Origin of the sequence: Prevotella sp. kh1p2 (assembly GCF_900111525.1) — a bacterium.
GTDB lineage: Bacteria > Bacteroidota > Bacteroidia > Bacteroidales > Bacteroidaceae > Prevotella.
The window spans coordinates 1-25,370 of record NZ_FOHY01000027.1; the positions used below are offsets into that span (position 1 = coordinate 1).

A 25,370-nucleotide genomic window follows, 5' to 3' on the forward strand; every position below is an offset into this window, starting at 1 on the left:
CGGAGTTTCTCCTGGGCCAGTTCCTTCTTCAGGCGCTTCAGTTCTGCTTCATGCGCCTTGCGCTCCTCGAGTAGCTGGGCGCGAAGTTCATCAAGTGTGGTTGGCAGTTCTTCGTGTTTCATAAGAAAGGAAATTGATGAGTTGTCGGGGTGGCCGTACGCGCGGAGATATCCGAAGAATGTCGCCACGGGAATGCCGGCACTCGCGGAAAAGGCGCGTATCGACAGGCCACTCGTGAGGTACCGACGTAATAACTCTAATTTTTCGATTTCATTGTACTGTTTCATGACTTTTTACTTTTTTTGTTTGATGTAAACTGTCAACTTATTCAGTACAGGTCAGGACACCTTTATAAGAACGGAAAAAGCAATCTTTAAAACAGGAAGAGCGCATGTACAAAACCTTGCAAGCCATGCTCCGGGCAGCCTCTGCGACTCCAGCGGCACGAAAAAATCTCAGACTCCACCGGCCTGAACATCCTGTTCCGGTTCGTGGAATCTGAGATTTTACTCCTTGCAGGCACTGCTTTCGCATCCTGCGGTTATGTAGTTGCGGCCGCCGTCGGTTTCAGATGGTGGCTGCGCAGGGGCTTTATGCCTCCATCAGCTTGTTGAAGTCGTCGAGCGTGGTTTCCTTCTCGTTCAGCTTCACCACACCCTTCAGGATGGCGGTTAGCTTGCGGTCGATGGCGCGGTCGACAAGAGGCTGCACGCTCTCCTGCTTCTTCAGCAGTTCGGCCGAGTAGTTCTCGATGTACTCATCGGGCACATTGTTCATGCCGTACTGGGCAAACTGCGCGCGTGCTGCTTCCTTTGCGGCGTCCTTCACGTCGGCATCTTCAATCTTGATGTTGTTGGCAGCCACCAGTTGTTCCTTGATGAGGTGCCACGTAAGCTCCTTTACGCTGGCTTCGTAGTTCTTGTTAACGAACTCGTCGTCCTTGTCCTTGTTGTTATTCTTCATGATGCGCTTGAGCAGGGTGTCGGGATAGGTGAGCTCGCCCACCTTCTTCTCCAGGTATGCTCGCACGTCCTGAATGAACTTGAAGTCGGAATCAGTGGCCAGCTGAGCCTTGAGTCCCTCGGCTATAGCCTTGCGGAACTCGGCTTCGCTCTTTACTTTGTCCTTGCCGTACACGTTGTCGAACAGTTCCTGATTGACCTCGTGGGGCTGGAAACGGCTGATTTCAGTTATCTGATAGCTAAAGTCGCCGGTGTGTGCAGCTACCTCGTTGCGCTCTATCTTGAGCAGAGACGACACCTCGGAGTCATTGTCCGGGTAGGCCCTACGTGGGTTGAAGATGATGATGTCGCCCGGTTTGCAGCCGTCGAAGAGCTTCTTCTGGTCGTCTACCTTGATGTAGTCGGGCATCAGCACGGCTGCCTCAACGGTAATGCCGCCTTCCTTCGTGCTGCCGTCTGCATTGAGTTCGCGCAGGTCTCCCTTCAACATGTCGTTGGCTTTGTAGTCTTCGGCCTTGATGTAAGAGCCCGACTGGCGTGCGAACATGTCTATCTGGCGGTCTATGAGGGCGTCATCAACCTTGATGTTGTAATAGTCTATCTTGTCTTTTGCGGTGAGTTCGGCCTTGAATTCGGGCGCCACGGCCACGTCGAACGCGAACGTGTAGGGGCCGTCTTTTTCCAAGTCCTGCGGCTGTTGCTTCTCCGAAGGGAGCGGTTCGCCCAGCATCTGAATCTTGTTGTCTTGTATGTACTTGTACATCTGGTCGCCAACGAGCTTGTTGATGGCGTCCATCTTGGCCGATGTACCAAACTGTTTCTTAATCAGCCCCATTGGAACCATGCCCGGACGGAAGCCCGGATAGTTCGCTTTCTTGCGGTAGTCTTTCAGTGTCTTCTCGACATCATCCTTGTAATCAGCGTCCTCTACGGTTACTGTAAGCAGGCCGTTAATCTTGTCAGGGTTCTCAAATGAAATGTTCATCTCTGATGTTTTTGTTTTTATTTTATTGTTTATTGATGCGTTTTTTGTACCAAGCCGCATTGCCGGTTCTACCAGGACAGGAACGAAAGGCAGGGAATACGGGCCGCCGGGGCTTTGGAGCTGCAAAATTACTCATATTTGGCGTAACAGCCTAATATATAGGTCAAAAATTTGTTTTTTTAACTGTAACCCGCGTGCACCTACAATCCGGCCTGACGGTTTGCCGCCACCAGCCTATTGCACGGCCTCTGCCTCCACCTGTTCATCTTCCTCATTGGGCTTGAAACGGCGGAATACAAAGTTGTCGCTCAGGTAGTTCTTGCGCACCACTGGGTTCTCGGCAAGCTCCTCGGGCGTACCGTGGAAGAGGATGCGGCCCTCGAACAGCAGGTACGCACGGTCGGTAATGGAGAGCGTCTCCTGCACGTTGTGGTCGGTGATGAGGATGCCGATGTTGCGGTACTTGAGCCTCCAGACGATGTGCTGGATGTCTTCAACGGCAATGGGGTCCACGCCTGCGAACGGCTCATCGAGCATAATGAACTTCGGGTCGATAGCCAGGCAGCGCGCGATCTCCGTTCTTCGCCGCTCTCCTCCTGACAGTTGGTCGCCTTTATTCTTGCGTACTTTGGTCAGACGGAACTCTCTTATCAGGCTTTCCAGATGCTCCAGCTGCTCTGCATGCGACAAGCTGGTCATCTCGAGCACCGACATGATGTTGTCCTCCACGCTCAACTTGCGGAACACACTGGCCTCCTGGGGCAGGTAACCGATGCCGGCACGGGCCCGTTTGTACACAGGATAGTCGGTGATGTCCTCATTGTTGAGGTACACATGGCCGTCGTTGGGAATCACGAGGCCCGTAGTCATGTAGAAGGAGGTGGTCTTTCCGGCTCCGTTAGGGCCCAGCAGGCCGACGATTTCGCCCTGCCTGACGTCTATGGAGACGCCGTTGGCAACGGTACGCTTGCCGTATCGCTTCACCAGTCCTTCTGTACGGAGCACCATCCGGTCGTCGGCGCCACTCTTGGTAGTTTCGTCCATGATTGTTGTATTTAGAATGCAAAAGTAGTAAAAATGTGCCTAATAACGGTTACATAATTAAAAACTATTGCTTTTATTGCAGTTTTTTAGCGAATTATGGTTACTTTTGCAAACATCAATCAGCAATTTCAACATGTTCATCATCCACTTACTGCACAAATACCTCACCACTTTCGGTAACTATCTCATGCTCATGGGACGTGCTTTCAGCGTGCCCGAACGCATGCGCATGTTCCTAAAGCGATACGTCAAGGAGATGTCTCAGTTAGGTGTTGACTCCATTCCCATCGTTCTCCTCATCTCTTTCTTCATCGGAGCCGTTATCTGCATCCAGATGAAGGTGAACATCCAGAGCCCCTGGATGCCGCGATGGGTGTCGGGATACACCACCCGCGAAATCATGTTACTGGAGTTCTCAAGCTCCATCATGTGCCTGATACTGGCCGGAAAGGTGGGCTCCAACATAGCCTCCGAGCTGGGAACGATGCGCGTAACGCAGCAGATTGACGCGCTCGACATCATGGGCGTGAACTCTGCCAGCTACCTCATACTGCCCAAGATAGCCGGACTCATCACCATCATGCCGTTTCTGGTCATCTTCTCCTCGGCTATGGGCATCCTCGGAGCTTACGGAACGGCCTACATCGGGCATCTGCTTTCGCCCGACGATCTCACGCTCGGCATCCAGCATGCGTTCAACCCGTGGTTTGTATGGATGAGTGTAATCAAGAGTCTGTTCTTTGCCTACATCATTGCCAGCGTGTCTTCCTACTTCGGCTACACCGTACAGGGAGGATCGGTAGAGGTGGGCAAGGCATCCACTGACGCCGTGGTGTGCAGTTCGGTGCTCATTCTCTGCTCCGACGTGTTCCTCACACAGGTGCTGAGTTAGTACCTCCCCCGACCTCTCCGAAGGAGGGGAGGGCCTCGCGGAATGGCTTTTCGCTTACGGTCAGATGCGCTTGCGCTATCTGACAACAATGAGGTTACGATTGCAACAGGCTGCATTAGCAGCAACAAACAAAATAAATAAGGAGCCCCCACGCACCAAGCGCCACGCCAGGAACACAACCCGCAAGGCGCTCCCCTCCTTCGGAGGGGCCGGGGGAGATACTATGATAGAAGTAAAAAACCTAACTAAATCGTTCGAGGACAAGACCGTTCTCTTCGACATCAACGCCAAGTTCGAGACAGGAAAGACAAACCTCATCATCGGACAGAGCGGCTCGGGCAAGACCGTTCTTATGAAGAACCTCGTTGGATTGCTTGAACCAACCCGGGGCGAGATATCCTACGACGGCCGCGACTTTGTGCACATGAGCAAGAAAGAGAAAGTGATGATGCGCCGCGAGATGGGCATGATATTCCAGGGAGCAGCGCTCTTCGACTCGCTCTCGGTACTGGAGAACGTGCGCTTCCCGCTCGACATGTTCTCTTCCATGAACTACGGCGAGCGCATGAAGCGTGCCCAGGAGTGCCTGGACCGCGTCAACCTGCTCGACGCACAGGACAAGTTTCCCGGCGAGATATCAGGAGGAATGCAGAAACGTGTGGCCATCGCCCGCGCCATCGTGCTGAACCCGAAGTATCTCTTCTGCGATGAGCCCAACTCGGGGCTCGACCCCAAGACCTCGCTCGTTATCGACGAACTGCTGCACGGCATCACGCAGGAGTTCAACATGACTACCATCATCAACACACACGACATGAACTCGGTGATGGGAATAGGCGAGAACATCATCTTCATCTACAAAGGACGCAAGGAATGGCAGGGCACCAAGGACGAAGTTATGAGCGCAACGAACAAGAAACTCAATGACCTCGTCTTTGCCAGCGACCTCTTCCGCAAGGTCAAGGAGGTGGAACTGGAGGAGGAACGCCGCGGAGAAGAAGCCGCGAACGAAGGCTGACGAAACGCAGGAGATTGTTTTTTTTCCTGCTGATGCTCATCCCCTCCTCCGCCTCCCCTTTCCAAGGGGAGGATACCAGTTACTCTTTTCGCTCACCGCTCCTTATTCATCGCTGCCAACAGTCAATCCATCAGCAGCAGCAAAATTACGCTGTTACGCTGTCTTTAATAATCTGCAACAAACTTGCAGGAAGCCTGCAGCAGCGTTTCCTCCCCTTAGAAAGGGGAGGTTAGGAGGGGATGATTTGTCCTGCTGCTTTGCTGATAGCTGCCAAATGCTCATCCCCTCCTCCGCCTCCCCTTTCCAAGGGGAGGATACCAGTTACCCTTTTCGCTCACCGCTCCTTATTCATCGCTGCCAACAGTCAACCCATCAGCAGCAGCAAAATTACGCTGTTACGCTGTCTTTAATAATCTACAACAAACTTGCAGGAAGCCTGCAGCAACGGTTCCTCCCCTTAGAAAGGGGAGGTTAGGAGGGGATGATTTGTCCTGCTACTTTGCTGATAGCTGCCAAATGCTCATCCCCTCCCCCGCCTCCCCTTTCCAAGGGGAGGATACCAGTTTGCCTTTTCGCTCACCGCTCCTTATTCATCGCTGCCAACAATCAACCCATCAGCAGCAGCAAAATTACGCTGTTACGCTGTCTTTAATAATCTGCAACAAACTTGCAGGAAGCCTGCAGCAGCGTTTCCTCCCCTTAGAAAGGGGAGGTTAGGAGGGGATGATTTGTCCTGCTGCTTTGCTGATAGCTGCCAAAAGGTCATCCCCTCCTCCGCCTCCTCTTTCCAAGGGGAGGATACCAGTTACCCTTTTCGCCATTTGTTGCTTTCCTTTTTATCTTTAAATAGCAAGCTGTGAGCAGCTGTTCCTCCCCTTAGAAAGGGGAGGTTAGGAGGGGATGACGCCCACGCAACCATCCTTTTTTACCCAAGAACGCAAGATGTTGGAAATCAGATAGTTGCGTAAAGCAAAGAAAAAGCTGTCCTTCAAGGGCCTTGAATGGCTGCTTCAAGGACGTTGAAGGATAGCTTCAAGCGTGTTGAATGACAGCTTCAAGCATGCGACCGAGGGCATACAGGAACTTCTGGGAGCCATTGAAAGTCCTCAAAAGATGGTTTTTGCACCCTGCGAGGCAGGCAAACATGGCCGCAGGAGGAGGGAAACAAAAGAGCGTGCAGCCATCAGTTGGCTGCACGCTCTTTTGCATCGGCAGGCTCGGCAGGCCGTTCGCGCCCTACCGCATGTACCAAACGCCGCGGCGCTCCACCATCGGCACCACCACTTCTTCGTTGGTGCTGTCGCCATAGGCGAACACAAGGAACACGTTGGCCGTGTGCCGCGCCGTGTCTGCCTTGGCGTTGGCAACGCGTATCTGCTTAATACCGCGGTGCTCCTCCTGCTGCTGTCCCACGAACATACGGGCGTTGGTTATCAGCTGCTCGCGGTAACCGGCGGGGATGCTGTCGGGCTGGAAGCGGCCGTCTACAAACTCTTCGTACTTTCCCTGCAGCAACAGGTCGTAGTAGGTCTTGGCCGTCTGGGCCACAATCTCTTCGGGTTGCGGCTCCCTGGTGCAGGCAGCGGCAAGGCAGCAGGCTGCAAACAAAATCAATAACTTCCTCATATCGCGTAGGTATTGGTCGCCCGCCATCCGGCAGGAGACGGTTTGCAGTTTACTTCTGGCGGATGAACACGTTGATGGGACACCCGTGCATGGACCAGTTTTCGCGTATCTTATTCTCCAAGAAGCGGCGGTACGGCTCCTTTACATACTGCGGCAGGTTGGCGTAGAACACAAAAGAAGGTATCTGCGTGTTGGGCAGCTGGGTGCAGTATTTTATCTTGATGTACTTTCCCTTGATAGATGGAGGCGGCGTGGCCTCGATGATGGGTAGCATCACCTCGTTGAGTTTAGACGTTCCTACGTGGGCGCGGCGGTTCTTGTAAACCTCCTTTGCCGTTTCCAGAACCTTGAAGATGCGCTGCTTGGTGAGTGCGGAGGCGAAGATGATGGGGAAGTCGACGAACGGTGCCATGCGCTGGCGGATGGCGTTGGTGAAGGTATCAATCACCTTCTGGTCCTTGTCAGTCACCAAATCCCACTTGTTCACCACCACCACCAGGCTCTTGTTGTTCTTCTGGATGAGCTGAAAGATGTTCATGTCCTGGGCCTCGATGCCGCGCGTAGCATCAATCATGAGGATGCACACGTCGCTGTTTTCGATGGCGCGGATGCTGCGCATCACGCTGTAGAACTCCAAGTCTTCCGACACTTTGTTCTTGCGGCGGATGCCGGCGGTATCTACCAGATAGAAGTCGAAGCCGAACTTGTCGAACCGGGTGTAGATACTGTCGCGCGTGGTGCCGGCAATCTCGGTCACGATGTTGCGCTCTTCGCCGATAAAGGCGTTGATGATGCTGCTCTTGCCGGCATTCGGACGACCCACCACAGCAAAGCGGGGGATGTCTTCCTCGATGTCTTCCTTCTGCTCGGAGGGCAGCTTGGTGAGGATGAGGTCGAGCAGGTCGCCCGTTCCTCCGCCCGTGGCAGCGCTGATGCACTGCGGCTCTCCGAGGCCGAGTTTGTAGAACTCGGCTGCCTGGTAGTAGTTGGCGCTGTTGTCAACCTTGTTGGCCACCAGGATTACCGGCAGCTTGGCGCGGCGCAGGATGAGCGCCACGTCCTCGTCCCAGTCGGTGAGTCCGGTCTCTATGTCAACCAGGAAGAGCACGAGGTCGGCTTCTTCCGTGGCCACGAGCACCTGCTTGCGGATGGCGTCTTCAAATATATCATCCGATTTAACAACCCAGCCGCCGGTGTCGACGACCGAGAATTCGCGTCCGCTCCAGTTGCATTTGCCGTACTGGCGGTCGCGGGTAGTGCCCGCGGTGTCGCTCACGATGGCCTGCCTACTTTGTGTCAGACGGTTGAAAAGTGTGGATTTGCCCACGTTGGGGCGCCCCACGATTGCTACTAAATTTGCCATAATGAAAACCTCCCCCGGCCCCTCCGAAGGAGGGGAGTGCCTTGCGGAACAAGGGGGTGCTATGCTATTAAGTGATTATTCTTGTTTATCGGAGAACCTCCCCCGGCCCCTCCGAAGGAGGGGAGTGCCTTGCGGAACAAGGGGGTGCTATGCTATTATCTTGTTATTTATTTCTTTTGTTTTCTTTCCTATTACCTGATTGCGCCTCCCCTCCTCCGGAGGGCTCGGGAGATATGTCATTTCCTTATCTCTTTCCACACTTCTACTGGTACTTCGCTCCTTCAAAGTGGCAGGGCAGGAAGTATGCTCTTAGTCCCTCAACATGAGCCGTCAGGCACTCCCCTCCTTCGGAGGGGCCGGGGGAGGTCATTCCTCCTTTTCCTCTCCCGCTACCCGTCAGGCACTCCCCTCTTTCGGAGGGGCGGGGGAGGTCATTCCTCCTTTTCCCCTCCCACTACCCGCCAGGCACTCCCCTCCTTCGGAGGGGAGGGGGAGGTTTTAGTCTGTACTGTACCCGAAGTTCTCCAGTTCGCGCTGCGAGTTGCGCCAGTCTTTGTCTACCTTGACAAAAGTCTCCAGGTAGATGCTCTTTCCGAAGAACGACTCCAGGCTCCTGCGGGCCTCGGAGGAGACCTTCTTCAGCGCCATGCCCTGATGCCCGATGATGACGCCTTTCTGTGAGTCGCGCTCTACATATATCACCGCATTGATGTGAATGTGGTGTTCGTCCTCCTTGAAGCGTTCCACCGCCACCTCCACCGAGTACGGTATCTCCTTGTCGTAGTAGCGTAGTATCTTCTCCCTGATAATCTCCGAGACGAAGAACTTGGCCGGTTTGTCCGTCAGCTGGTCCTTGTCGAAGTAGGCGGGGCTCTCCGGAAGAAGCTCCTTGATGCGCTTCATGAGCATGTCTATGCCGAACTTGTTCTTTGCGGAGATAGGAAGAATCTCGGCGTTGGGCAGCAGCGCGTGCCACCGCTCTACCGTATCGCCGAGCTTGTGCTGGTCGGTCTCGTCAATCTTGTTGATGAGCAGCAGCACCGGAATGGTCATCTTCTTCACCTTCTCGAGGAAGTCGAGGTTCTTCTCGGGGTTTTCAACCACGTCGGTCACGTAGAGCAGGACGTCTGCATCGGCAAGCGCCGACTCCGAGAAGGCCAACATCATCTCCTGCATCTTGTAGTTGGGCTTCAAGACTCCGGGCGTATCGGAGAACACTATCTGCATATCGTCGGTGTTCACGATACCCATGATGCGGTGGCGCGTGGTTTGCGCCTTGAACGTTGCAATGGAAATCTTCTCGCCCACGAGCTGATTCATCAGCGTAGACTTGCCCACATTCGGATTTCCAACGATGTTTACAAAACCTGCCTTGTGCATATCGGTCGTTTTAATGATGGCCTGCAGCGCCCCCGGTGGGATGCCGCAGCGGCGCGAAACAAAAGGAACGCATCCTTTCCCGTTATCAGATAAGAATGCGTTCCCTGAACTATAGCGTCGTAATCGGATTAATGCTTTGTCTCTACAGAAGCTCCATCGTAGGCCCACTTACAGTAAGAGGCGCCGTGGACGAAGCCGGCTCCGAAGGCCGTAAAGATGACATTGTCTCCTTTCTTCAGCTTACTCTCATAGTCCCAAAGGGCCAGGGGAATGGTTGCTGCACTGGTGTTGCCGTAGTGCTCGATGTTAACAGCCACCTTCTCCATCGGGATATCGGCGCGTTTGGTCACGGCTTCGATGATGCGGAGGTTGGCCTCGTGGGGCACAACCCAGTCAACATCATCGGCGGTGAGGCCGTTACGCTTCATTACTTCTACCACATCGTCGCTCATATTGCTCACCGCATAGCGGAAAACGGAACGACCTTCCTGGTAGAGGTAATGCAGTCGGTGGTCGATGGTGAAGTGCGACGGCGGGCAAACGCTGCCTCCGGCCTTCATGTGCAGGAAAGGCAGGCCCTTGCCGTCGGTGCGGAAGTACATGTCCTGCAGTCCTACGCCTTCTTCCTCGGTACCTTCCACCAGCACGGCGGCGGCTCCGTCGCCAAAGAGGACGCAGGTCTGGCGGTCCTGATAGTCGACCATCGACGACATCTTGTCGGCTCCGATGACGATTATCTTCTTGCAGCGGCCGCTCTCTATCATCGACCCGGCGAGGCTGAGCGTGTAGAGGAATCCGCAGCAGGCAGCCTCCAAATCGAATGCGAAAGCATTCTTGAGCCCCAGTTTGCCCAGGACGATGGAGGCCGTAGACGGGAACTTGTAATCAGGAGTGGTAGTGGTAACGATGAGGGCATCAATCGTATCGGGGTCTACTCCGGTTTTCTGGATGAGCTGCTTGGCAGCCTTGCGGGCCATGTAGCTGGTGCCCAGTCCTTCTTCCTTGAGTATGCGGCGCTCCTTGATGCCTACACGCGTCATAATCCACTCGTCGCTCGTGTCTACCATGCGCGACAGTTCCTCGTTGTTGAGGATATAGTCAGGCACGTAGCCGCCTACGCCCGTGATTACCGCGTGAACCTTACCCATTACTCAGCTGTTTCCTTAACGACAGCAACCTTGCCCCTGTAGTAGCCGCAGGTGGGGCATACAGTGTGATAAACGTAATAAGCGCCGCAGTTTGGACATACTGCCAACGTAGGAGCTACTGCGCCATCGTGCGTTCTTCTCTTCAGTGTACGACTCTTTGACTGTCTTCTTTTAGGATGTGCCATAATTGTTTTGAATTTAAATTTTTGTTCTTTATTCTTTTATTTTCAGCAGTGCCGCCCAGCGCGGATCTATAGGCTTGTCGCCCTCCTCATCGTCTCTTCGGGAGGCGGAGTGTTCCTGCAGGACCTTCATCATGGCAGAGTTGCATTTTCCAGGTGCATGCACGTGCCTGATTGGGATGGCGAGTTCTATAAATTCATAGATGAACCAAGCTACGTCGAGTATTCCTTCATCCTCGGCCACAGTAACCAGGTCATCCTCTTCAGCGTACGTTTCGCCGAACTTCACGGCCAGTCTGTTGTCTGCCGAGACGGGCTGTTCCATGTCGTCCAGGCACTTGTCACAGGGTATAATGGCCGTACCTTGGGTGTGGAACTTCAGTTCGAAGAATTTGTCTGTCCTCAAGATGACGACCGTAACATGAAAGTTTCCTTTATGGATATCGGGAGCCTGGACGGCCTCCAGATACCTTTCGTCGAGGTCGTAGTCAAGAACGGTCTGCCCGTCCCTAAGACCATTGAGGTCAATCCGTAACGACTCTAAGCTGGACATATCTACACTTTGGGCTGCAAAGTTACGAAAAACTACGTAAACTGCAAAACAAAAGCCCCGTTTTTTATCGTTTCCGCACTTGCCGCCAGTGTTTTGCGCCCCGGCCGAAGCAAAAAACCGGCGGTGGCGTGTTGGCCGTTTCAGAAACTTTTGCTAAGTTTGCAGACGGCTGCACGGAGGCCTGCAAAAGAGGCCGCAACCACATCCGGCCAACGTGCTCTGTACCAGGCACTTTGCCGAAGGTGCCTTTCAAGCGCCTTGAACGACAGCTCCAAGCGCCTTGAACGATACCTCCGGGCGCCTTGACCGACAGCTCTTAAAAAACACCTGCTCATGAACACTTCTCCCAACCCGCTGAACGAGGCCCTGAAGAGGCTGCTGCCGGCCCTGTTGCTGCTCTGCTGCTGCACCGCCGCCAGTGCCGCCGGCTACACCAAACGCCACGTGATGATACCCATGCGCGACGGCATCGGCCTCTACACCAACATCTACGAGCCCCTCACGCCGCCGCCCGGCGGCAGCCCGATACTCATCATGCGCACCCCCTACTCGCTCGCCCCGTACAACGACAACGCCTTTTCGGCCGCCCACTTCGGGCTCGACAGCATCTATCTCGCCCACGGTTACATCCTCGTTGAACAGAATGTAAGGGGCACGTACCTGAGCGAGGGCGAGTTTGAACAGGTGCGCCCGTTCAACGCCCGCAGGCGGAGAGCGAAGACCGACGAGGCATCCGATGTTTACGACACTGTGGAGTGGCTGCTCCGCCACTGCCGCTCCAACGGCCGGGTGGGCGTTAAGGGCACCTCGTACCCGGGCTTCTACGCCACCCTGGCGGCCTACTCGGGGCACCCGGCCGTAAGGGCCGTGTCGCCGCAGGCACCTGTGTGCGACTGGTTCATGGGCGACGACATCCACCACAACGGTGCTTTCATGCTGGCCGACAGCTACAGCTTCGGCGCCTCCTTCTTCCGCCGGCGCCCTTCGCCGCGCACTACGGCGCTGCCGCCGCTGGCAAGTATCGACACTGCCATTGCCGTTTACTACCGCCGCCCCATTGCAGAGCTGCTCCTGCCGCTGGCCGACAGCGTACCTTTTTGGCGCGACATCGTGGCCCATCCCAACTACGATGCCTTCTGGCGGAGGCGCAAGTCCACCGCCGGAGCAGGCTCCGTGCGGCCTGCCGTGATGGTGGTGGGCGGACTGTACGATGCCGAGGACTGCTACGGAGCATGGGAAACGTGGCGCGGGCTGCGTGCCCGGTCGCCACGGACGGAGGTCTTCCTGGTCCAGGCTCCGTGGTATCACCACGCCTGGAGCAACGACAGCTACCAGCAGTTGGGCTGTGCGTGGTTCGGCACAGGCAGTGCCCGCTACTTCATCCGGCACGTAGAATATCCCTTTTTTGCCTGCTATCTCGAAGACCGGGGCCACAAGCCGACGGCGGTAACGTTGCTGCCATCGGCCGAAACGGCACCGGAGAAGATGAAAGACCGGCCCTCCGACGACCGCTGGCAACGGCTCGACAGCTGGCCGCCGAGGGGTGCGGAGACGATGAGGTTTTATCTCGAAGGCGGTACGGTGACGGCAGACCCGCTGCATCCCGTACCTTATTATAATAAAGGGAACGGCAAGAAGCGCGACAAGAACTACATGGCGGCCGACCAACGCTTTGCCTCCCGCCGCCCCGACGTGCTCACCTGCAGCGGCCCAATACTCACGGATACGCTCTCGCTCATGGGCCCCGTAGACGTGAGCCTGCAGCTGCGGGCCTCGTGCACCGACCTGGATGCAGTGGTAAAGCTCATCGACGTGCGCCCCGACGGCTGCCAGCTGCTGGTCAGAGGCGACGTAATGCCGGCCCGGTTCCGCCGTTCGTTCCGGCGGCCGCAGCCCGTGAGGCCCGGCAAAGACTTCGTGCTGAGGTTCCGCATGCCCGACGTTGCCCACCTGCTGCTGCCCGGCCATAGGCTCATGGTGCAGGTGCAGTTCAGCTGGTACCCGCTGGTGGCGGTCAATCCGCAAACCTTCCTGCCCAATCCCTACAAGGCTCAGGCCGGCGATTACAGGCCTGCACGCATATCGCTCGTAAAAAGTAAGAAGAGTTGTTTAACCCTTACGGTTAAACGGAACTAAGCAGGAAGCTCGATGCGGAAGGTAGTTCCCTTGCCCACCTCGGAGCTCTTGACCCATATCTTGCCGTGGTGATACTCCTCTACGATGCGCCTGGCCAGCGAGAGACCTAAGCCCCAGCCACGCTGCTTGGTCGTAAAGCCGGGGCGGAACACGTTGCCCAGGTCCTTCCGGCGTATGCCCTTGCCCGTGTCGGCCACCTCTACAACGGCCTTCCGTCCCTCCTCCAGCACGCGCAGGGTAATGGTTCCAGGCGCGCCGCCCATAGCGTCGGCGGCGTTCTTGCACAGGTTTTCGACCACCCACTCAAACAAGGAGGCGTTCAGCTGCACAACGACATCGTGGGCGGGCAGTTCCTCCACCACCTTCACCTGCCGCGACGTGCGGCGCTCCATGTAGTTGGCCACGCGGTGCATGACCTCGTTCAGGCTCGCCGGAGCCAGCTCCGGCAGCGACCCAATCTTAGAGAAGCGGTCGGCGGTAAGCTGCAACCGCTTCACGTCCTTGTCCATTTCGGGTATCAGGTTGTCGTCGGGATAGTTCTCGCGCAGTATCTCCATCCACGCCATGAGGCTGGATATGGGGGTGCCGAGCTGGTGAGCCGTCTCCTTGCTGAGCCCCACCCACACCTTGTTCTGTTCCGCCCGCTTTGACGTGAGCAGTGCAAAGATGGCTATGACCACAAACAGCAGCACCACGCCCAGCTGCACATAAGGGTACAAGGCCAGCCGGCGGAGCATGACGGAGTCGTCGTAACACACGTTTACATGGTCGGTGCGGAGGCTGTCGTCCAGCTCTATGGGGATGACGTTGCCCGAGTTTTTCAGCTCCCGGCCTATGATGGCAGCCTGCCGGAGGCTGTCGGCACGGTTGCCGGCCTTTATCTTCAGGTTGCGGAAAGTCTGCACATTGCCCCGCGCATCGGTCACGATAACGGGAATGGTGTTGTTGCCGTTGAGCACCCGCAGCACCAAGTTGAGGTCTGTATGCTCGTCGGCAGTGTTCAAGGTGCGCATGGCTTCGGCCCACACTTCCATCTTCTTGCGCTCTTCTGTTTCGAGATCGCGTATCAGGAAGTGCGATACCACGAGCGAGGCCACCGCTATCAAGACGGCTGCCAGCACGAGGACAATCTTTACCTGGCGTATTCTGTCGGTCCACTGCATCGTATTCCAATAACGCCAAAGCTGTTTATATATTGCCCGCTCACGTAATTTCAGAGGCCCGATACGGAAATTACAGCCCTGAAAAGTTGGCAGTTTGCGAAAAAATATCCATCTTTGCAGCGGGAGGTTGGCCACTGGCCGAAGCATCAGAGGCCGCCTCCGCCATGAACAGAGAACCCTAAAAGCCAAAAGAAAATGAACAAAACCAAAACGCTGCTGGCCCTTTTTGCCGGCTTAGTAGTCATTATCAGCGCCTGGCTGCTGGCGCGCGGCGCCACCAACTTCCGCAAGGAAGACCCCACAATCAACGTAACGGGCATGGCCGAGAAGCAAATTACGAGCGACCTCATTGTGTGGAACCTCACCCTTAACGCCAAGAACGACACCCGGGCCAGTGCCTACGCCGCGTTCAAGGGCGCCGCCCAGACCCTGCGGCGGTACCTCAAGGCGCAGGGCATAGCCGACTCCTGCCTCTCGACGAGCAGTGTAGACATCTCTGCCCAGACCAAATCGTTCTACAACTCCAAGCTACAACAGTACGTAAACATCGACGACGGGTTCGCCGTGTCGCAGACTTTCACCGTGCGCTCCACCAATCTGCCGCTGGTGGAGAAGGTGTACCAGAACATTTCCGAACTCTACAACGAGGGGCTCAACTTCAGTTCAAACGCCCCGTTGTACTACTACACGCGGCTCAACGACCTCAAGATGGAGATGCTGAACAAGGCAAGTGCCAACGCCTACGAGCGCGCCCAGACCATTGCCAAGGGCAGCCACGCCTCGATAGGGTCGATGGCATCGTCGTCGATGGGCGTGTTCCAGATTGTTGGTCTCAACAGCGACGAGGAATACAGCTGGGGAGGAACCTTCAACACCAGCAGCAAGGTGAAGGTTGCCAGCATCACCGTGCGCACTACCTACGAGGTGGAATAACCCCTGCAGGGCAGCTCCGGGAGCGGCCCTCAGCTGCCCCGGCAACCCTGCCCGCCGGCCCGCAGTTTGCCGAAGCTATGCTTCAAGCCTCTTGAATGCCCTCATCAAGGGCCTTGAACCTATCCTTCAAGGCCCTTGAACGATACCTCCGCCAAACCGCCCTGTACAAAGGGCTGGCGGCGAGGCATGCCGGCGGCGGGCGCCCACCGCATCCGGCACTGGCTTCATCGGCACTTGGCATTACGCCATGTTCCGCTTCCGTGGGCGGAACTGTTTTGCTTGCAGAGGGGCGAATGTTTCCTCCCCATTCTCAACAGAACATGACGCATGACGATAAATAAATGGGAAAAAAGCGGCTAAGCAGATATTATTTACTATCTTTGCAGGCACTTACAAAAGCAAGTAGCCTGCAGAATGGAACGTGTACTCCAAATTCTGGCGCTCATCTTCATCCTTTCCGTAGGATGTCCGGAGCAAGGTCTGGCCGCCGAAAGCGGGCAGCAGGACGTGGAGATGCGTGCAGCGGCTTTCCTCACCAGGCAACTGCCGGTGGCCGTACCTGCCGACCCGCAGCCCGTTTACCGCGTGTGCAGCTCGCGCCCGCAACGGTTGCTGCCCCCGTTCGGCAGTTCACGGCATACGGTTAGCGGCCACCGGCTACTCGCCCACAGAACTTTTTACTCATCCTTCAGCCTTTACGGCGGGCGGGCACGCATGGAAACGGCGCCCTTTCCGTCGGATGCTTCGTGCGATTATTATGTCTTCGCACTGAAGCATCTGCTCTGTTAGCCCCCTTGGCTATTCTTACCCGCCAAGGAGAAAGCGGCCGGCGGCAACGCGGACTGGCGCTTTGGCCGCGCTCCGGAAGGCGGCATTTACACATTTTTCATTATCAACAAGTGAGGCAGCATGCGCAAGCCGGGCTGAAAAACCAGGCGGCCGAGCGCTGCATGACGGCCTGTTGCGGCTTCCTCACGGCAAAACAAAGATACAATTATGTCAAGTATAAAAGACTTCAGAATGGCAGAAACCCTGCTCAACAACGACAATATAGAGATAAAGAAATCATTCTTCGGCCTGCAGCGCAGCGCCTGTTACAAACCTACGGGCAGCCGTCTGCGCGCCTTCTACGCCGAATACACGCCCGAGGAGGGCGCCAAGCTGGAGCGCATCCTAAGCTCTCCCGTCGCCGAATGGGAAACTCAACTGGGCAACAAGCGCCCACAAACCACGCCGATGGGCAACATGATACTCGAAGGATGTGCGTCGGAAGACGGCAGGTTCGCCGTTCTGCACCTGTTGCGCTACCAGGATTTCCACATAGTTGAGGTATTGAAGCCGATGGCTTTTGAGGAACAAGAGGCTGCCATCGTAAGCCGGCTGTTTTAGGATAGCAGCCTGCAGTTTGTAATAATCTCCGGGCAACGGGCCTGGAGATTATTTTTTTATCCGGCCAATGCCTGCATCGCCGGCCGTAACATTGCCGTTTGTTTGCCCTGAGCACTGCCGGAAGGCTTTTGCGAGGCTGCGCTCTACGGTCAATACTTCTTTATTCTGCTTTTGTGTACATAACCGGTGGTCCCGTCGGAGGTTTTTACTTTCCACCAATCTCCTTTTGAATTGATTACATCAACAGGACTGTCAGAGGCTATGCGCTTGATGATTTTAGCCGACGGACTTCCCTTCTCACGCAGGTTGCAGTAGCCATCAGGGTCAACGATGTGGTACCACACCATGTTCGCATCATAGGTATCAGCTTCATCTTCGTGCGAAGCGGCTACGATGTTCATGAGCTCCTCCAGCTGTTTGTTATTGTAGTAGTTCTTTGCCTTTAGTCTCTTTGCTATATCCGGATTGCTGGTGAGCACGTTGCTAACGAATTGATACGACTTTGCATACCGCAAATCAAAAACCTCTTCATCATGCTTACGGTCATAATCCATCAGGCACGAGATTAAGTAAACTAAGCACTCATCCTTTACTTCGGGCTTGTAATCCAATTGTTTGTAAGCACCAATGTAGCTGTAAATAAGGTATTCGAAATCTTCTGTTTTCTTTTTATCCGTGCAGCAATACTGATAGATGTCGGCGATAAAGTTCTTTCTGAAGCCTCGCGACTTGTTGTGATAGAACAATATATCCTCCGTGAAGCCTGTATAGACATCCGTCTGATGTGCAAAAGCTATTGCCTTTTTCGTTAAAGCAGGCTTTCCTTCATAGTCAAGGTTGTACACCACTTCTATTGCTTCATCCGGATGATTGCCGAAATACGCCAAGGCAGCATCGTCGTCGTTGAACAGCAGCTTGTTGTAAGCTACGAGCTGGTCGCCCAGACCGTTTTCTTTTGTTGCCAACATTCGCCTTGCCGCCGCCTCTGTTGGCGCTCCGCTGACTTCCGGCTGATAGAATAAACCTTCGGCATTGGTAAACATCAATCGCGCCGGTTCATTGAGGCTGTATTCCACATGAGGCAATATGCTGCGGGCGTAGTCTTCTGGCGACTCGTTTAAGGAAACACCGAAGAGGAACAAACACTTGTTTCGGAACTCTTGATACGAAGGTTCCTTGTATCCGTTCTTCCTCATAAAGTCCCTAAGTATCTCTGTTTCCGTCCTTTCTCGCTCATCCCAACCATGATGCAGGTATTTGGGATTGACACTGAATTCGGCCGCACCAACGTCAAGGTCGCCACTCTCGGGAATGCGGTACTGCCCCCACGCGCATTTCTTGCTTTGTTTTGTCGTGTAGCTTTGCCATGTTCCGGCATACTGGTTATTGCAATATCCATCTGCATCGGCAAATATATCATCATATACAATTGTGTCCTGAGGGGTCTGATACCAAAAGAACAAGAGGTAACCAGAGAAAACGCCGCTCCCTGCTTCGTTGCGGTTTTCCTCAAATCTGTACTTTCCAACGCTGCAGCCACGCCTTTTGAACTTACCTTCCATGGTATCATCAACGCCGTACATGGGATGGATGAACTCCCTGTTATCCAGTATTTGTATCGTTCCATGGAAATGAGAGAGGTTCTGTCTGACGGTAGATGTGCCGGTAACATCATACTGGTTGCTGCCTTTACGCTGCACTTTAATGAAATCTATCTTAAGTTTTTGATAATCAGAACCAATGAACCCGATGAAAGGATCGTCCTTTGCGGACAAGATACCGGAGAAGTCTGCATCGACCGTTACGGTCCTGGAGTCTGCCGTCATGTCCCGAATCCATTCGGGAAAGTCTGATTTCGCGCTGCTTACTCCTTCTTGTTCCCGCTCATGAAGGCAATCACCAACTGCCAGATACCGCCCTGCCACGGCAAAGTCAGGCCCCGTTTTGGCCTGTAGCTCATACGGAAGTGCCACACCGACGCCGCCCAGCACCGATGCCAACAACAGCATACATGTTTTTTTCATCATTCGTTTTTTATTATTCATGCCTACGGTTTAATTTGTAACATGGTTCACCACGTACTGCAACAGTTCCTGATGAACCGGGAGCTTTCGGTCTTTTCTTTTTGATGCAAAGATGTTCTCACAGCGTTCCCTGTCAGCAAGTGAGTTGGGGTTGCGGGTTATCTGGTCGAGCATCAACCTGTTGATGGCAGCCGATTTGTTATAACCATAGCCCACGAACAAGCCACGAAGAAAGTCTTCATCATGTTTCAACAGCCAATTGAGCGCAGCCTCGCTGTCATGAAAAACAAGCTCATTCCGGTAAAAAAGTTTTTTGCACCAGTCTTCAGTATAATAGATTTCACCCGTATTGATAAGGTTTGGGTCGTAATCATCTACAAACATAGTCTCCAGTCCCTTGATACAGACCACCTCGTTAATCGCAGGAAAGGTTGTTATATAATTATAGTTAGGAACAAAGATGATGCTCTTCCAAAACTCAGGATAGCCATTCTCGGGGTTTATGGTCATCAATTTTGTCTGCTCGAACCGCTCGTCAGGATTTCCGTTCTTGAATATAAACCGCCGGAAATGCTCGCGTTGCAGAGCCTTGTTGCTTGCTGTAATGTCAACGCCATAATACTTTTTGATGGCGTTTCGTGCGGTCTGGCTGTCAACAAACTTAAATCCTTGCCTGCGTAATGCTTCAGAAATCAGTTCAATAGCTATGTCGGTGTATTTCACCTTCTCATGATTTGACATGACCAGAACTCCATCCATGCCCGCATCTTCCAGCTTTTTATAGTATTTCCTGATTTGTTTTTCATACACGCGCAGCACATCTTCCTTGCCGGGTGCTGCCGAGGCAGCAGCTTCCTGATGCCGGGCAGTCTTGGATTGTGCCTTGCAACTGCCTGCAAGCAGCAAGAAGAGCAGGGGCAATATGATGTTTAAAGCCTTCATGACTTACGCTGTTTCTGTTTCATGCAGGAAAGTATGGCGTGCTCGAGCATTCCCATTTCTCCCCTTGCTCACGGAAAGTTTTCGGCACAAATATAGACATTTGCCTTGATACCTGCAAATTTTCAGCTTACGTAAATACCCATTGGCGGCCCCAAGAACAGTCCGCCGGCGGGGGCAAGAACACACCAAAGCAAAGCCACCAAGCAGTAAAAACGGCCTTATTTAGGGAAAAAGACTGTAATGATAGGCATTTCCCTATGCGTGAACCGTGAAGTTTTAGTACCTTTGCCGCCACAACAAAGATAATAAAACAGAAAGGAATAAAACAATGGAGAACTTAAATTCTGAACGTATGGGATGCTATCGCAACTCGAAAAAGCAGACAGTAAGGACTGTCCTCAGATGCTGCATGCTGGCCATGTTGTTTACTTTAGGCTGTGCACAGCAAGTAAAGGCGCAGGGATTCCTTAAGGGACTGATGGATGTAGACGTGATTAAGCACGACGGCGGACTGGAAGAGCAGGTGCGTTACCTGCCGTTCAAGGGCAAGACGGGGCGCATTCACTTCTACTACTTTGCAGCAGAAAAGGACGCGGCCGAGAAGTATATAGAGAAAAACAAGCTGACCAGAGTCTACTCGGTTGACCGTGAATACGCCCGCCAGACGGCCAGCACGGCACGTGCCGAACTCACCAAAGCCCTGAAAGCCGTGCTCACGGCCGACCAGATTGCGACTTTCAACGCCCTGAAGAATAATCCCTTTGAGGCCAACATGTACGTTTACAACAAGGAGCACAAGTGCTTCGCCATGTTCATCGTATTCGATGGAGCAAACAAGTGCATCAATGAAGACCAGATTCGCAAGGTGCTCGAGCAGCTCGGCAACGTGAAGCTGCCCGTTCTGCCAACCAAAGGACTCAAGACGCAAAAGGCCTATTATGTCTTCGAGCCTGCCATTCATAAGGTTTTGTAAGGTTTAGTTGAACAACAAACCCGGCGGCACACCATGAGCATTCCTCACGGCGTGCCGCTTTTTTGATGATGATTAGAGTTTTTCCAAAGGGCAAACCGGTATCCTCCCCTTTCCAAGGGGAGGCGGAGGAGGGGATGACCTGCGGCAGGAAAGATTGCCTCCTTAAACCTAAAATGCAAAACTTTGATATTCAGCCACTTACAAACAAAGTGGCAAAAGGTGCCTTTCAAGCCTCTTGAATGCCACTATCAAGCGCCTTGAACCTATCCTTCAAGCCCCTTGAACGATAGCTCCTGCAAACCGCCCTGTACAAGGGGCCGCAGCGAGGGGCAAAGGCGGCCGACAAAGGAGCCACCGCCCAACAGGCAAATCACCGGAAAGAGCACTTTTGCTGCTTAGTTCCAAATACGGAACCCGCATCTTATCAGCATTGTAAATGGATTGTTAACCGTTCTTCATCCGGATGACACATGTTCTTAACACAGCCTGGCTACCTTTGTCCCGGTTTTTTACAGACAGCAAATAAGATTTATGTTAAGAATGAAGAAAGGCGTAATGGGAATAGTGGTTGTGCTGATGTCGATACACTGTCTTGCCGTATTTGCCGCTGAAGGGACGGCAAACCCCGACTTGGGTTCTATCAAGGGAAAAGTGATGGATGCCGACAGGCAGACTCTGCCCGGAGCTACAATTACGATAGAGGGAATGAACGTAGGGGCCACCAGCGACGTGAATGGCGACTACACCTTGCCCAATCTCAAGCCGGGAACCTACACCGTCAGGATTTCTTATGTGGGTTATACGCCTGTTACGAAAGCTGTGAGCGTGAAGAAAAACGGAACCGTGGAGCAGAACTTTCTGCTCACGGAAGGTGCCGAACTACGTGAAGTGACGGTGGTAGGGGCCTTCTCGGCCCACCGGCGCGCCATCCAGCAGCAGAAGAACGAGATGGGAGTGGTGAATGTGGTATCGGCCGACCAGGTTGGTAAATTCCCCGACTCCAACATCGGCGATGCCCTGAAGCGCATCAATGGCGTAAACGTGCAGTACGACCAGGGCGAGGCACGCTTCGGACAGGTGCGTGGAACTTCCTCCGATTTCACTTCCGTGACCGTAGACGGCAACCGGATACCCTCTGCCGAGGGCGATACGCGGAACGTGCAGCTCGACCTGATACCTGCCGACATGGTACAAACCATCGAGCTGAACAAGGTCGTTACGGCCGATATGGACGGCGATGCAATAGGCGGAGAGATAAATCTCATTACGAAGAACACCCCCAACCACCGCGTTATCAGCGCGATGGCAGGCACCGGCTACAACTGGATTAGCGGCAAGCCGCAGTGGAACCTGGGCTTTACTTACGGCGACCGGTTCTTTGACAACAAGCTCGGAATGATGCTGGCTGCCTCTTATCAATATGCTCCGGGAGGCTCGGATAACACTGAGTTCGAATATGACGTGGACGAAGATAAGGTTATTCTGACCAAAGCCGAAGTGCGTCAATACTACGTTACACGCCAACGCCAGAGCTATTCGGCTGCCTTCGATTACAAGTTCAACATCAACAACAGGCTCACCTTCAAGGCTATTTACAACCGCAGGCACGACTGGGAGAACCGTTATCGCGTTACTTACAAGAAGCTGGACGGCAAAGCCAACAAGCAGAGTGTGGTGTTACAGACCAAAGGAGGTGACGACGACGAGGACCGGAACCGGCGTCTGGAACTCCAGCAAACGCTCGACCTCTCGCTCGGTGGCGAACATCAACTCGGCGCTTTGGGAATGGACTGGGGGGCATCTTACTCCCGTGCCACCGAAGACCGGCCCAACGAACGCTACTTCGGCATCACGATAAAAGATGCGCACAGTGAGTTCTTTGAGGACGTAAACGGCAGGCAGCCGTATTCCACGAGGCCAATACCTGCGGTAAACAGCGATTGGGAGATTGATGAACTTACCAACTCGGACGAGAAAATACGCGAAAATGAATGGAAGATGAAGCTCAACTTTCGTCTTCCCCTTGGCGAAGCAGCCCGCTACGGTGAGCTGAAGTTCGGCGGAAAGTATGCAGCAAAGAAGAAAGAACGCGAGACGCACAACTTCGATTATGCCGATGCGTACGACGGAGACTGGCTTTCGCACCTGACCCCGCAAATCAGGGAGGACTTCATGCCCGGAAGTCAGTATCCTGTAGGAACTCCTTTCATCAACAACACCTACCTGGGTTCGATTGATTTCGGCCGGATGAAGGGAGAAGAAATACTGGAAGATGCCGCCGGAAACTACAATGCACGCGAGAATGTGCTGAGCACCTACCTGCGCTACGACATCAGGCTGGGCCGCCGGTCCAGCTTGGTAGCCGGCTTGAGAATGGAACGCACCAACGTGAAATACAGCGGTTTCAACTGGATTGTGGATGAGAACGAGGACGAAAGTCTGGCTGCCACGGGCCGGCAGTCGCACAGCTACACCAACTGGTTGCCGAGCGTGCTCTATAAATACGATGTGAGCGAGCAGCTTAAACTTCGCGCCTCCTTCACCGAAACGCTGGCGCGGCCCAAGTATTCGCATCTTATTCCGAACGTGAATTATAACATGGCCGACCAGGAAGCTACGATTGGCAATCCCCGCCTGAAACCTACAACCTCCTATAACTTCGACGCGAGCGCCGAATACTACTTCAAGAGCGTGGGACTGGCCAGCCTGGGAGTGTTCTATAAAGACCTGCACGATGTAATCGTTGAAGAGTCCTGGAAGGGCGGCGCAGCAGAGATTCCGGTAGCGAACGACTACAGAATCTCCAAGCCTGTTAACGGTTATAACGCTTCCATCTTTGGTGTAGAGCTGGCATACGAGCGCGATTTCGGGTTCATTACCCCCGCATTGAGCTGCCTCGGGTTCTATGGAACCTACACCTATACGCACAGCAAGACACGCGATTACAAGTTCGAGCACCGCGTAGTAGCCGACGGAGAGAACATCAAGATGCAGGGCACGCCGGCTCACACGGGCAACGCGTCGCTCTATTTCGACAAGTGGGGGCTGAACATGCGCCTGTCGTACAACGTTGCTTCAAGTTTTGTAGACGCAATGGGCACCGAGGCAGTGCTCGACCGTTACTACGACAGCGTGAATTATCTGGATATTAATGCCAGCTATACCTTTGGAAAAAAGACAAAAATAACTATCTTTGCCGAGGCTAACAACTTGTTGAACCAGCCCTTACGCTACTATCAGGGCAACAAGGACCGCACCATGCAGGTTGAATACTACGGCGTAAGATGCAACTGCGGCGTGAAGATTAATCTCTGATGTGACAGACCAAAGGCAATAAAGGAAATATGAAAAAGATACAAACGATACTGATAGCGCTGGCTGTCATCCTCTCTGTCGGAACCATTCACGCCCAAACACCGGCAGAATGGGAGCAGATGAAGAGCGACCTGACCTTCTACATGGTCAATGACAACGGCCGCAATGGCTATTACGACCAGAAGACAATTGCAGAAACAATGGGAGTGATGGCCGAAACCGTTGAGCCCGAATGCGTGGTAGCTGTGGGTGATGTGCACCACTTCAACGGTGTGGCTTCGGTGAACGACCCTCTATGGATGACAAACTTTGAACAAGTCTATTCTCATCCCGAGCTGATGCTCGACTGGTTGCCCGTTCTTGGCAACCACGAATACCGGGGCAACACGCAAGCTTGCCTGGATTATGCGCAGGTAAGCAGGCGGTGGGCGATGCCCGCGCGCTATTACACGAAGGTACTCGAAGACAACGGCGTGACCGTAAGAATCGTTATGCTGGACACATCGCCCATGATAGAGAAGTATCGCCGTAACTCTACGACCTATCCCGATGCGTACAAGCAGGATTATCAGGCACAACTCCAGTGGCTCGACAGCGTGCTGACCAATGCAAAGGAGGATTGGGTTGTTTGTTTCGGGCACCATCCTATCTACGCCGAAACGCCTAAGAGCCAGTCGGAACGCACCGACCTGCAGAACCGTCTGCTGCCGGTACTGAAGAAACACGCGAAAGTTGTGGACATTTATGCTTGCGGACATATCCATAACTTTCAGCACCTGAAGATGAAAAACGACCCAATCGATTACGTCGTTAACTCCTCTGCGTCGCTCTCCCGGAAAGTTCGCCCCGTTGAGGGAACAGTGTTCTGCAGCCCCGAATCCGGCTTCTCGGTGTTCTCCGCCTCAAAGGCAGCACTCACCATCTACATGGTCAATAAAGAGGGCAAGGTTCTGCATACGGTAACTAAGAACAAACAGTAACTTCCGGGCACGAAAAAAGCCTCCAAGACATTGCTGTCCTGAAGGCTTCGATACGAAAAGGAGGCGGCTTCCTACTCTCCCGCATTGCATTGCAGTACCATCGGCGCAAGTGGGCTTAACTTCTCTGTTCGGAATGGGAAGAGGTGGGACACCACCGCAAAAGCCACCTGAAAGGGTGACGTATCGTACACAGACAATGACTGAACCACCTAATCTTGCGATTGGAGGTTGAACTTCCCTACAACTGAAGCACGGCTGCCGGATGAAAGTTTCGGGCAATTAGTAGCGCTCGGCTTTGACGTCGCCGTCTTTACACCTGCGCCCTATCCACGTCCTCGTCTGGGACGACCCTCATAAGGAGT

21 protein-coding genes and 2 rRNA genes are annotated in these 25,370 nt (G+C 53.9%); 9 read left to right on the top strand and 14 right to left on the bottom strand.

What is annotated here, in order from left to right:
- From BMW31_RS12465 to lptB, 3 genes are all read right to left on the bottom strand, one after another.
- Positions 1-287, bottom strand: a 287-nt coding sequence (locus BMW31_RS12465) for a transposase (protein WP_091826464.1), incomplete at its 3' end; no start/stop codon positions are given.
- A 304-nt stretch (positions 288-591) separates the two neighbouring features.
- Positions 592-1,947 (bottom strand): trigger factor, encoded by a 1,356-nt coding sequence (gene tig / locus BMW31_RS12470; protein WP_091826467.1) that lies wholly within the window; start codon positions 1,945-1,947, stop codon positions 592-594.
- A 234-nt stretch (positions 1,948-2,181) separates the two neighbouring features.
- Complete coding sequence (lptB, locus tag BMW31_RS12475) at positions 2,182-2,991, bottom strand: LPS export ABC transporter ATP-binding protein (RefSeq protein ID WP_255404967.1); 810 nt, start codon at positions 2,989-2,991, stop codon at positions 2,182-2,184.
- Between the two features lie 133 nt (positions 2,992-3,124).
- On the opposite strand from lptB, the gene BMW31_RS12480 reads away from it, so the two are divergent.
- Together BMW31_RS12480 and BMW31_RS12485 are read left to right on the top strand one after the other, a co-directional pair.
- On the top strand, positions 3,125-3,883 hold the full coding sequence (locus BMW31_RS12480; protein WP_091826469.1) for an MlaE family ABC transporter permease: 759 nt from the start codon (positions 3,125-3,127) through the stop codon (positions 3,881-3,883).
- A gap of 223 nt (positions 3,884-4,106) precedes the next feature.
- Positions 4,107-4,901, top strand: a complete 795-nt coding sequence (locus BMW31_RS12485; RefSeq protein ID WP_091826471.1) for an ABC transporter ATP-binding protein — start codon at positions 4,107-4,109, stop codon at positions 4,899-4,901.
- A 1,236-nt stretch (positions 4,902-6,137) separates the two neighbouring features.
- Here the strand turns inward: BMW31_RS12485 and BMW31_RS12490 are convergent.
- The 6 genes from BMW31_RS12490 to BMW31_RS12515 form a co-directional block, all read right to left on the bottom strand.
- Positions 6,138-6,527 carry a hypothetical protein gene (locus BMW31_RS12490; RefSeq protein ID WP_091826511.1) on the bottom strand — a complete coding sequence of 130 codons (390 nt, stop codon included), beginning with the start codon at positions 6,525-6,527 and terminating at the stop codon, positions 6,138-6,140.
- Between the two features lie 49 nt (positions 6,528-6,576).
- Positions 6,577-7,890 (bottom strand): ribosome biogenesis GTPase Der, encoded by a 1,314-nt coding sequence (der, locus tag BMW31_RS12495; RefSeq protein ID WP_091826473.1) that lies wholly within the window; start codon positions 7,888-7,890, stop codon positions 6,577-6,579.
- Positions 7,891-8,388: 498 nt separating this feature from the next.
- Positions 8,389-9,270: a GTPase Era gene (gene era / locus BMW31_RS12500; protein WP_091826475.1), complete on the bottom strand. Its 882-nt coding sequence runs from the start codon at positions 9,268-9,270 to the stop codon at positions 8,389-8,391.
- A 128-nt stretch (positions 9,271-9,398) separates the two neighbouring features.
- Positions 9,399-10,418, bottom strand: coding sequence for a beta-ketoacyl-ACP synthase III (locus BMW31_RS12505; protein ID WP_091826477.1), 1,020 nt, complete (start codon positions 10,416-10,418; stop codon positions 9,399-9,401).
- Positions 10,418-10,603 carry a 50S ribosomal protein L32 gene (rpmF, locus tag BMW31_RS12510; protein ID WP_091826480.1) on the bottom strand — a complete coding sequence of 62 codons (186 nt, stop codon included), beginning with the start codon at positions 10,601-10,603 and terminating at the stop codon, positions 10,418-10,420. Before rpmF ends, BMW31_RS12505 begins: the two co-directional genes overlap by 1 nt.
- A 28-nt stretch (positions 10,604-10,631) precedes the next feature.
- Positions 10,632-11,153 (bottom strand): YceD family protein, encoded by a 522-nt coding sequence (locus BMW31_RS12515; RefSeq protein WP_091826482.1) that lies wholly within the window; start codon positions 11,151-11,153, stop codon positions 10,632-10,634.
- 333 nt (positions 11,154-11,486) lie between these two features.
- Here BMW31_RS12515 and BMW31_RS12520 point away from each other — a divergent pair, with 333 nt between their 5' ends.
- The gene (locus tag BMW31_RS12520; protein WP_091826484.1) at positions 11,487-13,289 is read left to right on the top strand and encodes a CocE/NonD family hydrolase; all 1,803 of its coding nucleotides are present in this window, start codon (positions 11,487-11,489) and stop codon (positions 13,287-13,289) included.
- Here the strand turns inward: BMW31_RS12520 and BMW31_RS12525 are convergent.
- Positions 13,286-14,452, bottom strand: coding sequence for a sensor histidine kinase (locus tag BMW31_RS12525; protein WP_091826486.1), 1,167 nt, complete (start codon positions 14,450-14,452; stop codon positions 13,286-13,288). The genes BMW31_RS12520 and BMW31_RS12525 overlap by 4 nt on opposite strands.
- 195 nt (positions 14,453-14,647) lie before the next feature.
- On the opposite strand from BMW31_RS12525, the gene BMW31_RS12530 reads away from it, so the two are divergent.
- The 3 genes from BMW31_RS12530 (at position 14,648) to BMW31_RS12540 (ending at position 16,774) form a co-directional block, all read left to right on the top strand.
- On the top strand, positions 14,648-15,385 hold the full coding sequence (locus BMW31_RS12530) for an SIMPL domain-containing protein (RefSeq protein ID WP_091826489.1): 738 nt from the start codon (positions 14,648-14,650) through the stop codon (positions 15,383-15,385).
- A 414-nt stretch (positions 15,386-15,799) separates the two neighbouring features.
- On the top strand, positions 15,800-16,174 hold the full coding sequence (locus BMW31_RS12535) for a hypothetical protein (RefSeq protein ID WP_091826492.1): 375 nt from the start codon (positions 15,800-15,802) through the stop codon (positions 16,172-16,174).
- A 207-nt stretch (positions 16,175-16,381) separates the two neighbouring features.
- Positions 16,382-16,774, top strand: a complete 393-nt coding sequence (locus BMW31_RS12540; RefSeq protein WP_091826494.1) for a hypothetical protein — start codon at positions 16,382-16,384, stop codon at positions 16,772-16,774.
- Positions 16,775-16,923: 149 nt separating this feature from the next.
- Here the strand turns inward: BMW31_RS12540 and BMW31_RS12545 are convergent, their stop codons facing one another.
- Together BMW31_RS12545 and BMW31_RS12550 are read right to left on the bottom strand one after the other, a co-directional pair.
- Positions 16,924-18,801, bottom strand: a complete 1,878-nt coding sequence (locus BMW31_RS12545; RefSeq protein ID WP_177166328.1) for an SH3 domain-containing protein — start codon at positions 18,799-18,801, stop codon at positions 16,924-16,926.
- 27 nt (positions 18,802-18,828) lie between these two features.
- Complete coding sequence (locus BMW31_RS12550; RefSeq protein ID WP_091826499.1) at positions 18,829-19,740, bottom strand: hypothetical protein; 912 nt, start codon at positions 19,738-19,740, stop codon at positions 18,829-18,831.
- Positions 19,741-20,068: 328 nt separating this feature from the next.
- On the opposite strand from BMW31_RS12550, the gene BMW31_RS12555 reads away from it, so the two are divergent.
- From BMW31_RS12555 to BMW31_RS12565, 3 genes are all read left to right on the top strand, one after another.
- Complete coding sequence (locus tag BMW31_RS12555; RefSeq protein ID WP_143049208.1) at positions 20,069-20,713, top strand: hypothetical protein; 645 nt, start codon at positions 20,069-20,071, stop codon at positions 20,711-20,713.
- A 540-nt stretch (positions 20,714-21,253) separates the two neighbouring features.
- Positions 21,254-24,028, top strand: a complete 2,775-nt coding sequence (locus BMW31_RS12560; RefSeq protein WP_091826505.1) for a TonB-dependent receptor — start codon at positions 21,254-21,256, stop codon at positions 24,026-24,028.
- Between the two features lie 29 nt (positions 24,029-24,057).
- Entirely contained in the window at positions 24,058-25,008 is a 951-nt protein-coding gene (locus tag BMW31_RS12565) for a metallophosphoesterase (protein ID WP_091826507.1), read from the top strand.
- Between the two features lie 58 nt (positions 25,009-25,066).
- On the opposite strand, the gene rrf is transcribed toward BMW31_RS12565, so the two are convergent.
- Positions 25,067-25,179, bottom strand: a 5S ribosomal RNA gene (rrf, locus tag BMW31_RS12570).
- An 87-nt stretch (positions 25,180-25,266) separates the two neighbouring features.
- A 23S ribosomal RNA gene (locus BMW31_RS12575) occupies positions 25,267-25,370 on the bottom strand; the annotation flags it as partial.